Origin of the sequence: Burkholderia stabilis, assembly GCF_001742165.1 — a bacterium.
In the GTDB taxonomy this organism is placed as follows: domain Bacteria; phylum Pseudomonadota; class Gammaproteobacteria; order Burkholderiales; family Burkholderiaceae; genus Burkholderia; species Burkholderia stabilis.
In genome coordinates, this window is the sequence record NZ_CP016442.1 from 1,532,229 (window position 1) to 1,545,802 (window position 13,574).

At 65.0% G+C, this 13,574-nt stretch carries 13 protein-coding genes and 3 tRNA genes; 7 read left to right on the forward strand and 9 right to left on the reverse strand.

Features of this window, described 5'->3' with window-relative positions; translation table 11 throughout:
* Positions 1-13: 13 nt before the first annotated feature.
* The 4 genes from BBJ41_RS07125 to BBJ41_RS07140 all read right to left on the reverse strand — a co-directional run bounded on the left by BBJ41_RS07125 (position 14) and on the right by BBJ41_RS07140 (position 4,617).
* Positions 14-496 (reverse strand): thioredoxin domain-containing protein, encoded by a 483-nt coding sequence (locus BBJ41_RS07125; RefSeq protein ID WP_069745918.1) that lies wholly within the window; start codon positions 494-496, stop codon positions 14-16.
* Positions 493-1,752, reverse strand: coding sequence for a sialidase family protein (locus BBJ41_RS07130; RefSeq protein WP_069745919.1), 1,260 nt, complete (start codon positions 1,750-1,752; stop codon positions 493-495). The genes BBJ41_RS07125 and BBJ41_RS07130 overlap by 4 nt, the downstream gene beginning before the upstream one ends.
* Positions 1,740-4,103 carry a TonB-dependent receptor gene (locus tag BBJ41_RS07135; protein WP_069745920.1) on the reverse strand — a complete coding sequence of 788 codons (2,364 nt, stop codon included), beginning with the start codon at positions 4,101-4,103 and terminating at the stop codon, positions 1,740-1,742. The genes BBJ41_RS07130 and BBJ41_RS07135 overlap by 13 nt, the downstream gene beginning before the upstream one ends.
* 124 nt (positions 4,104-4,227) lie before the next feature.
* Positions 4,228-4,617, reverse strand: coding sequence for a DUF2946 domain-containing protein (locus BBJ41_RS07140; protein ID WP_069745921.1), 390 nt, complete (start codon positions 4,615-4,617; stop codon positions 4,228-4,230).
* 239 nt (positions 4,618-4,856) lie between these two features.
* On the opposite strand from BBJ41_RS07140, the gene BBJ41_RS41115 reads away from it, so the two are divergent.
* Together BBJ41_RS41115 and BBJ41_RS07145 are read left to right on the forward strand one after the other, a co-directional pair.
* Positions 4,857-4,961, forward strand: a complete 105-nt coding sequence (locus BBJ41_RS41115; protein WP_162484450.1) for a chorismate mutase — start codon at positions 4,857-4,859, stop codon at positions 4,959-4,961.
* A 223-nt stretch (positions 4,962-5,184) separates the two neighbouring features.
* Positions 5,185-5,778: a chorismate mutase gene (locus BBJ41_RS07145; RefSeq protein ID WP_069745922.1), complete on the forward strand. Its 594-nt coding sequence runs from the start codon at positions 5,185-5,187 to the stop codon at positions 5,776-5,778.
* A 27-nt stretch (positions 5,779-5,805) separates the two neighbouring features.
* On the opposite strand, the gene BBJ41_RS07150 is transcribed toward BBJ41_RS07145, so the two are convergent.
* Together BBJ41_RS07150 and BBJ41_RS07155 are read right to left on the reverse strand one after the other, a co-directional pair.
* Positions 5,806-6,930: an exonuclease domain-containing protein gene (locus tag BBJ41_RS07150; protein WP_069745923.1), complete on the reverse strand. Its 1,125-nt coding sequence runs from the start codon at positions 6,928-6,930 to the stop codon at positions 5,806-5,808.
* A 139-nt stretch (positions 6,931-7,069) separates the two neighbouring features.
* Positions 7,070-7,273, reverse strand: a complete 204-nt coding sequence (locus BBJ41_RS07155; protein ID WP_011351289.1) for a cold-shock protein — start codon at positions 7,271-7,273, stop codon at positions 7,070-7,072.
* A 393-nt stretch (positions 7,274-7,666) separates the two neighbouring features.
* Here BBJ41_RS07155 and BBJ41_RS07160 point away from each other — a divergent pair, with 393 nt between their 5' ends.
* Positions 7,667-7,933: a hypothetical protein gene (locus BBJ41_RS07160; protein WP_069745924.1), complete on the forward strand. Its 267-nt coding sequence runs from the start codon at positions 7,667-7,669 to the stop codon at positions 7,931-7,933.
* 501 nt (positions 7,934-8,434) lie between these two features.
* On the forward strand, positions 8,435-9,580 hold the full coding sequence (locus tag BBJ41_RS07165; protein WP_069745925.1) for a porin: 1,146 nt from the start codon (positions 8,435-8,437) through the stop codon (positions 9,578-9,580).
* 83 nt (positions 9,581-9,663) lie between these two features.
* Here the strand turns inward: BBJ41_RS07165 and greB are convergent, their stop codons facing one another.
* On the reverse strand, positions 9,664-10,227 hold the full coding sequence (gene greB / locus BBJ41_RS07170; protein ID WP_069745926.1) for a transcription elongation factor GreB: 564 nt from the start codon (positions 10,225-10,227) through the stop codon (positions 9,664-9,666).
* Positions 10,228-10,358: 131 nt separating this feature from the next.
* On the opposite strand from greB, the gene BBJ41_RS07175 reads away from it, so the two are divergent.
* The 3 genes from BBJ41_RS07175 (at position 10,359) to BBJ41_RS07185 (ending at position 10,718) form a co-directional block, all read left to right on the forward strand.
* Positions 10,359-10,435 (forward strand) — tRNA-Arg (locus BBJ41_RS07175).
* A gap of 68 nt (positions 10,436-10,503) precedes the next feature.
* A tRNA-Arg gene (locus BBJ41_RS07180) sits at positions 10,504-10,580 on the forward strand.
* Positions 10,581-10,641: 61 nt separating this feature from the next.
* Positions 10,642-10,718, forward strand: a tRNA-Arg gene (locus BBJ41_RS07185).
* 194 nt (positions 10,719-10,912) lie between these two features.
* On the opposite strand, the gene BBJ41_RS07190 is transcribed toward BBJ41_RS07185, so the two are convergent.
* Both BBJ41_RS07190 and rpoZ read right to left on the reverse strand, forming a co-directional pair.
* The gene (locus tag BBJ41_RS07190) at positions 10,913-13,279 is read right to left on the reverse strand and encodes a RelA/SpoT family protein (RefSeq protein ID WP_069745927.1); all 2,367 of its coding nucleotides are present in this window, start codon (positions 13,277-13,279) and stop codon (positions 10,913-10,915) included.
* A gap of 63 nt (positions 13,280-13,342) precedes the next feature.
* Positions 13,343-13,546, reverse strand: coding sequence for a DNA-directed RNA polymerase subunit omega (gene rpoZ / locus BBJ41_RS07195; protein ID WP_006025620.1), 204 nt, complete (start codon positions 13,544-13,546; stop codon positions 13,343-13,345).
* Positions 13,547-13,574: the final 28 nt, after the last annotated feature.

The following is a 13,574-nucleotide window of genomic DNA, read 5'->3' on the forward strand; positions in this document are numbered from 1 at the left end:
GCCGCCGGCCCTTTCAGCGCTTCGCGCGCTGCAACCAGCCATCGAGCACGTCGGCCGCCAGCAATCCGCTGCGCGCTTCGCGTGCGCCATCGCGCCCGATCCACACGGTGCGCGGCATTTCCCCTCGCCACCCCGCGTCGAGCGCCGCCCGCAGACGCTCGGGCATCGGCTCCGCGTTCGCGTACTGCGCGACCTGCGGCGGCAGGTTCATCTGCGCGAGCGCCTGCGAGATCGCCGCGCCGTTGTCGTCGTACGCATCCATCGCGACCATCGCGAGTTGCACGTCCGGATGACGGCGCTGCCACGCGACCAGATGCGCGGCGTTCTCGCGGCAGTATCCGCAATCGAGCGACCAGATCTCGACCGCCAGCGGCCGCTCGTGCGCCGCCGCATACAACCGCGCGACGTCGGCCGCGCGCAGCGGCTGCAGTTCGCCGCCGGCCCATGCCGGCACGCTCGCGAGCACGACGCCGATCAATGCAATCAGCCATTTCATTGCGCGCCCTCCACGGCGATCAGCCGATAACCGTCGTTACGCGTGCGCCACGACAGGTAGAGGCGGCCCGCATCGTCGAGCAGTTGCGGGTTGTCGCTCGCGCCCGACGTCGACGCGATCACGCGCGGCGCCGACCAGTGCTCGCCGCGATCGTCCGAGCGGCGCAGTTTGATCTGCATCGCATCGCCGTCGAACGCCTTCCACGCGAGCCACACGACATCGCCGCGCGCAACAAGCGCCGCATGCGACGCCTGCTCGCCAGGCACGACCGGGTTCACGCCGAAGGCCCACGGCGTGCCGCGCGGCTGACCGTCGGCGCCGATGCGCGAATAGAACACGTCGGCACGACCGTCGACGACGCCGAACCACGCAAGATGACGCGTGCCGTCCGGCGTGATCGCCAGCGCCGGCCCATGCTCGGGGCACGCCTCGACGTGCCAGTTCGAGAACGTCGCCCGCACCGGCACGATCGGCTCCGACGCCGATACGGGCAGCACGGCGAGCGCATGATCGCGGATCTGCCCCGGGAACACGTTGCGCCAGGCCGCCTCGATATGCCCGGCAGGGTCGATCGCCATCGCGATCCGGCAGCATTCGCACGTGTGGTCCGTCACCTTTCGCTCGGGTTCGAACGACGCGCCGCCGTCATGCGACACCGCGTAATAGACGGCCGCGCCTTCGTACGCCTGCCCCGCCGTCTTCGCGGCGACGAGATCGCGCTTGTCGATCCACGCGATCGCGATGTTGCCGGCCGGATCGACGGCCATCATGTCGAAGCGATGCGTGATCGCCTGCCGGTCGCGATGCACGGTGACGGGCACGCTCCACGTCGCGCCGCCGTCGAGCGATCGCGAGAAACGCACCATGCCCGTGTACGGCGCATCGAGCGGCGTCGACCACGACACGTACACCGCGCGCCCGTCCGGGCTCGTCGCGATCTTCGGGCGATTCTCGGCGCTCGTGTAGACCGGTTCCGGCATCGCGTTGACGGTGACCGGCGCGGACAGCGTGCGGCCCGCATCGTCGGAATGCGCGACGACGACGTGCGCGCCCTCGACCCACGCGACCCACAGCCGGTGACGCGCGTCGAACGCGGCCCCCGTCGCGAGCGGCTGTTTCTGCTGAGCGGGCGCGGCCTGCATGCCCATGTGCGCAGCATGCGGATCGGCGGCCTTCGGTGCGTCGTGCGCACCGGCGGGCGACAGCGCCGCGAGCCACAGCGCGCAGCCCGCCGCGAACGATTTCACAGCGACCATTTCAGTTCTCCATAGAAAGTGCGGCCCGGATACGGATGGAACACGTAGTAACGGCGGTCCGTCAGGTTGTCGATGCCGAGCGATGCGGTCCAGTGACGGTCGAAGCGGTAGCGCGCCTTCAGGTCGACGACCGTAAACGAGCTCGTGCCGCCGTAGACATCGGGATTCACGTCGCTGTTGTCGAGCGTGTTGAACTGGCGGCCCGAGTAACGCACGCCGACGCTCGCGAGCCAGTGCTCGTCGAAGCGATACGACGCGAGCAGGTTTGCACGCATGCGCGGAATGCGCGGGAAACGCGAGCCGACATACGCGGGATTCGCGGCGTCGGCCAGAATCTGCGCGTTGCTCGCCGATACGTTCGCGTCGATGGCCAGCCCCTTCAGCCCGACGTTCTCGCCGCTGAACGCGAGCTCGACGCCGCGCACGCGCACGCGATCCACGTTCGAGACGTTGGTGACGGTCGATGCGCCCGACACGGTCGTCTGGCTGTAGATCGAATCGCGCAGGTCGCTCTGGAACACGCTCGCGCGCACGACGCCGACACCGACGTCACGTTCCGCCGTGAAGTCCCAGTCGATCGCCTTTTCGGGCCGCAGGTTCGGGTTGTTGTTGACGATCGCGTTGTTCGAGATCGTGCCCTGGAACAGTTCGCCGACCGTCGGAAACCGCGTGCCGGTCGCGAACGACAGCCGGAAGCGCCAGACCTCCGTCGCATCCCATTGCAGCGCGACTTTCGGCGACAGCGCGTTCGCGCTGCGATCCGCATAGCCGAGCGTGCCGGCCGCGTTGCCGAGCGCGCCGCCGTAGGCATCCCAGCGCTCGTAGCGCAGCCCCAGCGTCGCGAGCCAGCCCGGCGCGAAGCGCCACGCGTCCTGCGCGAACAGCGCCTGCGTGCGCGTGTCGCCCTGATAGACGCTCGCGAGCGACGTGGTCGGCCCGGCCAGCCAGTCGGCCGTGTTGTACGTGACGTTGCGCAGGAAGTAGTTGTCGTAGTGATAGCCGAACGTGAACGTGTGGCGCTTCACTTCCGGCGCCTCGGCCTTCAGGTCGAGCGTGCGCCAGCCGGTGCCGTCGCCCTGGAACAGCGTGCCCGCGCCGCCTTGCACGGTCGACGCCGCGCGCAGCACGTCGCGCGACACGTCGTACGCGGACACGACGCCCGACAGCCGCCAGCCGGAATCGAGCCGGCCGTTCAGGCCGAGCGCGTACAGCCAGTTCTCCTGGTCGCCGCGCTGCGGCGCGAACGCGTTCGGCGCGACGGTCATGTTCTGGCCGCCGATCGACACGTTGCCGCCGTAGACCGGATTGCCGGCCGCGTCGCGCAGGAAGGTTTCGCCGTGCTGCCGGTAATGGTTCTCCCAATGCCCGAGCGTGAGCGTCGCGTCGACGTGGTCGGTAAACGCGTAGCCCATCCGGACCGTCTCGTTGAGCTGCTCGGTCCGCTCGATCGTCTGCGCGCCGACGATCGTCCGCGGCTTGCCGTTCGGCCCGATGTCGGTCGCGGCGCCCGTCACGGGTACGGCGCGCCCGAGCTTCGGGTTGTATGCGGAATTGGGGCTCGCATACTGCATCGGCTGACCGTTGTTCTCCAGCCGGTCGAGCGACAGCGAGAACCAGAACCGGCCGACGCGATTCGCGATCCGCGCGGTCTGGTGATTGCCGCCGAAGCTGTCCGCGAATCCGTAGCCGTCGTGGTAGCGCTGCGTAAAGAACTGCGTCGACAGCGACGCTTCAAGTTTTTCCGGGCGGCGCGTCGTCAGCAGCACGGTCGAGCCGATCGAGTTGCCGGGGTACAGCGCGGAAAAGGGGCCATAGAGCACGTCGACGCGCGCGATGTCGTCGGGCGGAATCAGCGACCAGCGCGGCGGGTACGCATAGCTCGAGCCGAGCAGGTTCGACAGCAGCACGCCGTCGGCGTAGACGAGCCCGCGCGCGCTCTGCAGTTCGTTGAAGTCACGCCCCGCGAACACGCTGTTGCGGTCGCCGATGTAGCGCTTGCGAACCATCAGGTTCGGTGCGTACTTCAGCGCATCCTCGGTGGTGACGTTGGTATGCGTCTCGATCCGCTCGCGCGTGATCGATTCGACGACGGCCGGCGTATCCGGATCGACGGGTTGCCGCTGCGCGGTCACGCTGACGGCGGTCAGCGTGTCACCGGTCGGCGGGAGCGGCACGGCGGCGGCCGCGGAAGCCGGTGCGGCAGCGCCGGCGGGACGCTCGACGCCATCGCGGGGCGCATCGACGCGTGCATTGTCCGTCGATGCCGCGTGGGCGGCGGGCCACGCGAAAACGGCCGCGCATGCGAGCGCGAGCCGGCCGCGCGACGGGCGCGCGACAAAGGTGTACGACATGGGTGGATTCCTGAAAACGTGATCGGACGCCGCCGGACGCGAGCACGCGCCGCGCACGGACGCGCGGCACGCGGACCCGGCCGCGGGCGGCACGCGCGCCAACGGGGCGCGCGAACGACATCAATCAGATCGGGGTGTTTTCAGGCGGGGCGCGCGGCTGCGCGAGACGGATGCCCTTGCGGGGAAAATCGGGAACGGCCGGAGCGGCCACGCGGTAGGCAAACGTCCGCACGAAGCCTGGCATCGCAGGCAGGCTCGTACCGAGCGCCACGTTCGCCGCGAAGCCGGGGCAGTACACGCAGTGCGCCATGCCGGCATGGTCGAACGACGACGTGTCGTGGTCGCCACCCGCTTGCGCGAGCACGACCTGGCGTGCGCCCGCTGCACTGCACAATTCGAGCGTGAGCTCGCCGGAGGCGCTCGACGCAAGACGCGCGTAGCCGATGACGGGCGACAGTACATTCAGTACCAGCGCCAGCCATACGAGGCTGATCCATCGCGTCGTTCGTTTCATTGCGGCCCAGGAAAAAGTGCGCGGAAGTATAACAAGCGGCTCGATTGTTGCCGATTGCCCAGGATGCAATAGTCAGCATCGCAGTCGCGTCACAGCGCATGTGCCGTTAATACAACAGAGACAAAATCTAACGATTCGTCTCTGGCATAAATCCAACCACGAGGTTGATAATCATCGAACCTGCTGGAGAAACGACCATGGACGAAAGACCAACTCGCATGCCACCGCCCGAGCAAGTGATGAGCCCGGATCCGGAACCCGTCGGCGTGGAATTCCTCGCCGAATTGCCCGAGCATGTTCGGGCATTCTTCGACGAGCAGCACAAGCTGTACTCGCCGAAGTGAACGACTGTCCGGTTCTGTAACCGCCACGTGTCGATCATCGCTATCGTGCGGTTCATCCTTGCGCATCGCGCGCAATTCGCCTCGCACCCGGGCCGCAATAGCCTGACGGTGCCGGATCAGGTCGCCTGCTGATTCTTCTGTCGCGTCGCTACGCCGCGCGACTGTCTTCGTCTATTCTTCTGGTTTTCCACGTCCGGGCCACCCGGCTCTCCCGATCGTTCCGATGAAGCAAGCCATTCGTGCCAGCCTCGCTGTCGCCGTGCTCGGCGCCGCCCTCTTCTCGTCTCCACGTCTCGCCAGCGCAGACGGCAACGATACCGCCCTCACCAATGTCGTCGCGCTCGCATCGCAGCGTCTCGCGCTCGCCGAGCCGGTCGCGCGCTGGAAATGGGCAAATCACAAGGCGATCGAAGACCGGCCGCGCGAAGCGGAGTTGCTCGCATCGGTGGAAAAACGCGCAGCCCAGGCCGGCGTCGACCCGGTGTTCGCACGAGCGTTCTTCGAAGATCAGATCGCCGCGAGCAAGGACGTGCAGAACACGCTGTTCGCGACCTGGCGTGCGACGCGGCCGCCTGAAGGCGCACCGCCCGACCTCGCGACCAGCACGCGCCCGGCGCTCGACCGGCTGACGCAGAAGATGCTCGCGGGCCTTGTACAGGTCGCGCCGCTACGCGACGCGCCCCATTGCCAGGCGCGGCTCGCGCGCAGCATCGCGAACTGGAAAACGCTCACGCGCTATGACTCGACGCAGACGCGGGCACTCGACATCGCGCTGTCGCACGTCTGCTCGGCCGGCGGCGCAAGCGCGATCGGCTGACGCGGCAGGCCCGGCCTGCCGCTGCGCTCAGCCGGCGGGCGTGAGCGCAGCGATCGGGATCAGCTGCAGCCCGCGTGCGAGATGCGTCTGCAGCAGGCGATGGGTGAAGGGTTCGAACGCACCATCCGCGCCGTCGGCCACGAGCCGCGCGGCCGCGTCGAGCGACTCCGCCGAGCCGAGGTAGCGCCAGCCGTCGATCACGTGGAACAGCCGGCGCTCGCCGTTCGCCTCGAACGCCACGGCACCGTCGAACGGCCAGGGCGCGTCACCCGCACGGGTGGCGGCCGCGGGACGCCGGTTGTACGACGGGCGCAGCCGCGCGATCCATTGCGCTTCCGCGAGCATCGCGCCCAGTTCGTTGCCGGTCTCGCGCCATTCGACGCGCCGCACCTGCTGCGCGAGCCTCATTTCCTTCGACGATCGACGCTCGCCGGTCAACAGCGCACGCAGCCGCTGCCGCACACGCACGCTGCGGCCGACGTAAAGCGCCTCGTCACCTTCCCCGAACAGCGCATACGCGCCGCACCCTGCCGGCGCGGTGTCGAGCCACGCTTCGGTCAGATCGCCGGCCAAACGGAAGTGGCGTGTCGTACGCGCGATCTGGTCACGCAACCGCTCGAGCGGCACGATGTCGTGCAGCTGACGCCAGAACTGCCAGAGCAGGTCGGCATCCGCCAGCGCCCGGTGGCGCGCAGCCGGAACGAGGCCATGCCGCTCGATCAATGCGTCGAGCCCGTGCCGCGGTTCGCGCGGGAACAGCGCGCGTGACAGCCGCACCGTACACAGCACATCGGGATTGAACGCAAAGCCGGCGCGCTCGAATTCGGCACGGAGGAAACCGCGGTCGAAGCTCGCGTTGTGCGCAACGAACAACTTGCCGTCGAGTCGCTCGAACAGCGCCGGCGCGAGCGACGCGAACGACGGCGCGTCGCGCACCATCGCGTCCGAAATACCGGTCAGTTGCTGGATGAACGGCGGAATCGACTGGCCGGGATTGACGAGCGTCGTCCACGTCGACACCCCGAGCGGGCCGATTTCGACCACGCCGATCTCGGTGATGCGGTGCTCGGCAGACGAACCGCCGGTGGTTTCAAGGTCGACGAAGACGAGTGGCTGTTCGCAGGCGGGATCGGACGGGCGGGAATCGGACATGAAAAGACAGGGAATCGGTGCTCCCGTGAGTATGCCCGGCAAGCGTGTTCGCGGCCAGCCCGGACCGTTATGTTCGCCCCCGGAAAACAAAAAGCCCCCGCAATGCGGGGGCCGGACGTGATCGGCAATGCGTGGCGCGTCAGACCGCCTGGATATTCGCTGCCTGCTTGCCTTTCGGCCCGACTTTCACGTCGAAGGAAACGCGCTGGTTTTCCTTCAGCGTCTTGAAGCCGTCCATCTTGATTTCGGAAAAGTGCGCAAACAAATCTTCACCGCCATTGTCCGACGTAATAAAGCCGAAACCTTTAGCATCGTTAAACCATTTCACGATACCGGTATCCATGTCTTCGTTCCCCACTCGATTAGATCAAAAAAGCTATTTTTATAGCCGTTTCCCGAAATCCCGAAACATTGCGCCAGCACCTTTACCAGCACGCCGCCCGAGGACGGAGTGCTGACTTTATAAATTGGACAATCCGGGTGCGTCAAGAAAATTTTTCACGACTTCTTTATCAAAAAATCGCTAATACCATTGGAATCGGTACACCAACGCCTTCGATTAATTGATTCGCATCAAAAACCTGTCAATATTACCGGGATCGGATCACCGATAATCTCGACAACGAAATTCCTACCGGGGACAAATCGACCCGGTAAAATCCTCGGGTTTTTTCCGGGTTGCGGAAATCCGGGGAGATTGCGATGCTGATGCAACGCCGAAAGGAAGGAGACGGTCATGTGGCTGGACGGAATCAAGCGCTTCGCGAGCCGGCTCGGGCGCGTACGCCGCAAGTCCCGCGCCCTGGCCGAGGCCGCTCACGAAGCGCCGTGCGACACCGAGTTCGATACGACCTGGCACGGCGATCACTGGCAGAACCTGCTCGCATCGCCGCTGGATGCCCGTCACTACGTGATGGAAGACTGGACCTATACCCCGCCACCGACCGAAACCGAGGAAGCCGCGCCTGCGGCCAAGCGCAAGCGGCGCTCGTACGCGCAATAGCGCACGGGGAAGCGGGGCAAAAAAAAAGCGCGACTGGGAAGTCGCGCCGACAAAGGTTTGGAGATCTTTTCCGTCAACGAAAAAGTCTGCTTCGGAAAGCAGAGATCGCAGTATAGCGAGAGAACTACCTTTCATTATCCATGCTCCACACAAACCTCTATTGCCGATGTGTCAATAATCGCGCTATGGCTGCCACGCCCCGCAGTTGATCGCCTGTCGCGATCGCGCAACGCCAATTCCGTAGTCCTGACCAGTATTTTCCCTCGCTGCACCGCCGCAAACCCTTGATGCACAACGATTTCCGCGTGCCTTTTGATCTTTGCGGATTCCAAAATACATTATTGCTTAAAGCGTAAGTCTCCCCCGCTCCGCGCACTCCGCACACTGCAAATGGCTTTCTGATAAGCGCACCGCCGCTCTGCCGGGCCGGTCACAACATCACGCAAGCATGCCGGTTCCGCAGCAGGTTCGATCGACATCATCCTGTTTGGAGACAGATCCATGAAAAAAACCCTGATCGTCACCGCGTTGTCGGGTGTATTCGTTACGGCAGCACATGCACAAAGCAGCGTTACGCTATACGGCTTGATCGACGCCGGCATCACCTACACGAACAATCAGGGCGGCCACAGCGCCTGGCAGGAAACGAGCGGCTCGGTCAACGGCAGCCGTTGGGGCTTGCGCGGCACCGAAGATCTCGGCGGCGGCCTGAAAGCGATCTTCACGCTGGAAAATGGTTTCGGCATCAACAACGGCGCGCTGAAGCAGAACGGCCGCGAATTCGGCCGCCAGGCGTTCGTCGGGCTCGCGCACGACAGCTACGGTTCGCTGACTCTCGGCCGTCAGTACGACAGCGTCGTCGACTATCTTGGGCCGCTGTCGCTGACCGGTACGCAATACGGCGGCACCCAGTTCGCCCACCCGTTCGACAACGACAACCTGAACAACTCGTTCCGGATCAACAACTCGGTCAAGTATCAGAGCGCGAACTACGGCGGCCTCAAGTTCGGCGCGTTGTACGGGTTCTCGAACTCGACGGCGTTCGCGAACAACCGCGCGTATAGCGGCGGCGTGTCGTACAGCTACATGGGCTTCAACTTCGCCGCGGCCTACTTGCAACTGAACAGCGACGTGAACGCGCTCGCGCAGGCCGCGACCGATCCAGGCGCCGTAACCGGCGACTGGACCTTCGCATCGCGCGTGCAACGCACCTGGGGCGCCGGCCTGAATTACGGGTTCGGCCCCGCCACCGTCGGCTTCGTGTTCACGCAGACGCGCCTGACCGGCATCCGCGCGATCAGCGCAGGCCAGTCCGGCGTATCCGGCGGCATCACGGGCCTCGGCGGCACCGCCCGCTTCAGCAACTATGAACTCAACGGTCGCTATGCACTGACGCCGGCACTGTCGCTCGCCGGCTCTTATACGTACACGCAGGGCCGTCTCGCCGGTGACAAGCCGACCTGGCACCAGTTCAACCTGCAAGCCGACTATGCGCTGTCGAAGCGCACCGACGTGTACCTGCAGGGCGAATTCCAGAAGGTCAACAACGACGGCCTCGACCTCGGCGCCAACATCAACGGGTTGGGCGCCGCGTCATCGACCAACAAGCAGATCGCGGTCACGGCCGGCCTGCGCCATCGCTTCTGAGCGACCGGCGCCGTTGCTGCGCGCCGGATGACGAAGCGCCCCGCCGGGGCGCTTTTTCTTTGCGGGAATGCGGCGGTCGCGGCTCAGGCGTTGCCCGGCGCCGGATAACGGACGTCGAGCACGTCGATAGGCTGCGGGCCGGCCGGCGTCATCAGCGTGACGGTATCGCCGATCTTCGACTTGATCAGCGCACGCGCGACCGGCGAAATCCAGCTGACACAGCCGCGATCCAGATCGACCTCGTCGATCCCGACGATCGTGATCGTGTGATCCTCGCCGTCCGGCGTCTCGTAATCGACCGTCGCGCCAAAGAACACCTGGTCGACATTTTCCTGCCGGCTCGCGTCGACGACTTCCGCAAGATCGAGCCGCTTCGTCAGGAAGCGGATGCGGCGATCGATCTCGCGAAGCCGCCGCTTGCCGTAGATGTAGTCGCCGTTCTCCGACCGGTCGCCGTTCGACGCAGCCCACGACACGAGCTTCACCACCTCGGGACGCTCGACATCGATCAGGCTCAACAGCTCGTCCCTCAGCCGCTTGTGGCCGGCCGGCGTGATGTAGTTCTTCGCCCCCGCCGGAATCGCGGGCTGAGCCTGGTCGAGATCGTCGTCGTCACCGTCCGACTCTTTGACAAACGCCTTGTTCATGATGCAGATTCAACACGTGGATGACTGATGCTCCAAGGGTACACGAAGGGCGCCCCGGCAAGGCCGCGCAACGTAATTCGCGAATAAGGCTTCCCTTTTTATACAACCCTGCTATAATTTCGCTTCTGCGTGCGGCTGTAGCTCAGTTGGATAGAGTACTTGGCTACGAACCAAGGGGTCGTGGGTTCGAATCCTGCCAGCCGCGCCACTTTTTTCGAGGGCCTTCCCAACCGAAGGCCCTTTCAGTTCGAAGCAGTAGTATTTTTGTTTTTGCGTGCGGCTGTAGCTCAGTTGGATAGAGTACTTGGCTACGAACCAAGGGGTCGTGGGTTCGAATCCTGCCAGCCGCGCCATCTTTTTGGGGGCCTTCCCATCGCAGAAGGTTCCGACAGTTGAAGCAGTACCGTTTTGCGTGCGGCTGTAGCTCAGTTGGATAGAGTACTTGGCTACGAACCAAGGGGTCGTGGGTTCGAATCCTGCCAGCCGCGCCACCTTAAAAGGGCTTTCCTCCGGGAAAGCCCTTTTTTCTTTTCTGCGTCCCTCCCGCCCTTTCACCCTCGCCTCGACATGCTCGCGCCCGACCGGCTTCGAAAAGATGCCGGCAAAGCCGCAATCCCCCTGCCGCAGCACAAATGAAAACGGCGGCCATTAGCCGCCGCTGAACGATCGCCCGCAAGGGCCCACGTCAATAATCCTGCCGCTCACGCTCGATACGCATGCCGCCGTCGTGGCGCGCATGCGCGCCGTCGTCGGTCGAGCGCTCGCGCATGATCCGCATCACGTCCGGATTGGTCCGCACGCGCCGCATCACGTTCGCGAGATGCACACGGTCGCTGACCTGGATCACGAAGCGCAGCACCGTCGATTCGTGCGTCAGATCCTCGTCCATCGCGATATGGACGATGTTTGCGTCGGCCGACGTGATGTCCGCCGCGACGCGAGCAAAGATGCCCTTCGTGTTCTTCACGAGCGCCTTCACCGCGACATCGAACAGGCGGCCCGGCTGCGGCGCCCACTCGACGTCGATCCAGCGGCCCGGATCGCGGCGATGGATACGCTGCGCCACGCGGCAATCGGTCGTATGAATCGCCATGCCCAGGCCGATGCCGATATAACCCATGATCGCATCGCCCGGAATCGGCCGGCAGCAGGCCGACAACTGCACGGACATCCCTTCGGTGCCGGTAATCACGACCGGCGGCGCATGATGCGCGGGATGCCGCTCGGACTTCGGCAGGTCGTCGTCCGCGTCGCGGCCGCTCATCAGCACCTCGATGCGCTTGGCCATCACCGCGGCGACGCGGCGGCCGAGGCCGATGTCCGCGAAAATTTCCTGGCGGCTCTTGTTGCCCGTCCACTGCACGAGCTTCTCCCACACTTCCGGCCCGACGTCGGCCAGCGCGAGACCATAACCCTTCAGGCTCTGGTCGACGAGCCGCTCGCCAAGCTGCACGGACTCGTTCAGGCGCATCGTCTTCAGGTAGTGACGAATCGCCGAGCGCGCCTTGCCGGTACGCACGAAACCGAGCCATGCGGGGTTCGGTTTCGAATACGGCGCCGTGATCACTTCGACGATGTCGCCGCTCTTCAGCTCGGTGCGCAGCGGCAGCAGCTCGTTGTTGATCTTCACGGCCACGCACTGGTTGCCGAGATCGCTGTGGATCGAATACGCGAAATCGAGCGCCGTCGCGCCGCGCGGCAGCGCCATGATCTTCGACTTCGGCGTGAACACGTAGACCGCATCCGGGAACAGGTCGATCTTCACGTGCTCGAGGAATTCGCTCGAATCGCCCGCTTCGCTCTGGATGTCGAGCAACGACTTCAGCCACTGGTGCGCGCGCTTCTGCACGTCGCTCAGATCGGCACTGCCGTTCTTGTACAGCCAGTGTGCGGCAACGCCGGCCTCGGCGATCTCGTGCATCTTGCGCGTGCGCACCTGAAACTCGATCGGCGCGCCGAACGGGCCGACGAGCGTCGTGTGCAGCGACTGATAGCCGTTGATCTTCGGGATCGCGATGTAGTCCTTGAACTTGCCGGGCACCGGCTTGTACAGCGCATGCAGCGCACCGATGCACGTGTAGCAGTCGAGCGCGCTCTCGACGACGACGCGAAAGCCGTACACGTCGAGCACCTGCGAGAACGACAGCTGCTTGTCGCGCATCTTCCGGTAGACGCTGTAGATGGTCTTTTCGCGGCCGGTGATTTCGGCGTCGATCTTCGCGTCGGCCATCGCACGCTGCGCGGCTTCGAGGATCTTGCTGATCACTTCGCGGCGGTTGCCGCGCGCGGCCTTCACGGCCTTCTCGAGCGTCGCGTAGCGATGCGGGTTGAAGTTCGCGAAGCTCATGTCCTGCAGCTCGCGATACGTGTTGTTCAACCCGAGCCGGTGCGCGATCGGCGCGTAGATGTCGAGCGTTTCGCGCGCGACGCGGCGGCGCTTCTCCATCGGCACCGCGCCGAGCGTGCGCATGTTGTGCAGGCGGTCGGCGAGCTTGACGAGAATGACCCGCACGTCGCGCGCCATCGCGAGCAGCATCTTGCGGAAGTTTTCCGCCTGCGCTTCCTCGCGGCTGCGGAACTCCATCTTGTCGAGCTTCGACAGGCCGTCGACCAGTTCGGCGACCTTCGGGCCGAACCGCTCGGCCAGCTCGTTCTTGGTCACACCCTGGTCTTCCATCACGTCGTGCAGCAGCGCAGCCATGACGGCCTGCGCGTCGAGCTTCCAGCCGGCGCAGATTTCCGCGACGGCGACGGGATGGGTGATGTAGGGTTCGCCGCTCTGGCGATATTGACCGAGGTGGGCTTCGTCGCTGAAGTGGAACGCCGCCTTGACCTCTTTGATTTCGTCCGGGGCGAGATACTCGGCAAGCACGGCGGTCAGTTTCGCGATCGAAACGACGCCATGCTTGCGAGGCTGCTCCGGAGTGGCGGTCGGCCCGAACAGATGCCGGAAGGACTGTTCGAGGACCGCGTCGATGTACTGGCGCGCAGGCGACTGGGCCGTGGCTTCGGTGGTCGAATCCGCGGAGGCGGACGATGGGGTGGTGCTCATATTCGCCTCCAGGTCGAGTCGTTGCGCGCGTGGATTACATGGCTGGAACGGGCCGGATGCGCGTTACACCGGCACCTTCTTCAGCATCTCGACGCCGACCTGGCCGGCGGCGATTTCGCGCAGCGCGACGACGGTCGGCTTGTCGCGGCTCTCGATCTTCGGCGTATGGCCTTGCGCGAGCTGCCGCGCGCGGTAAGTGGCGGCGAGCGCCAGTTCGAAGCGGTTCGGGATTTGCTTCAGGCAGTCTTCGACGGTAATGCGAGCCATGTTGGTAATTCCTTCTGAATATAGTGCT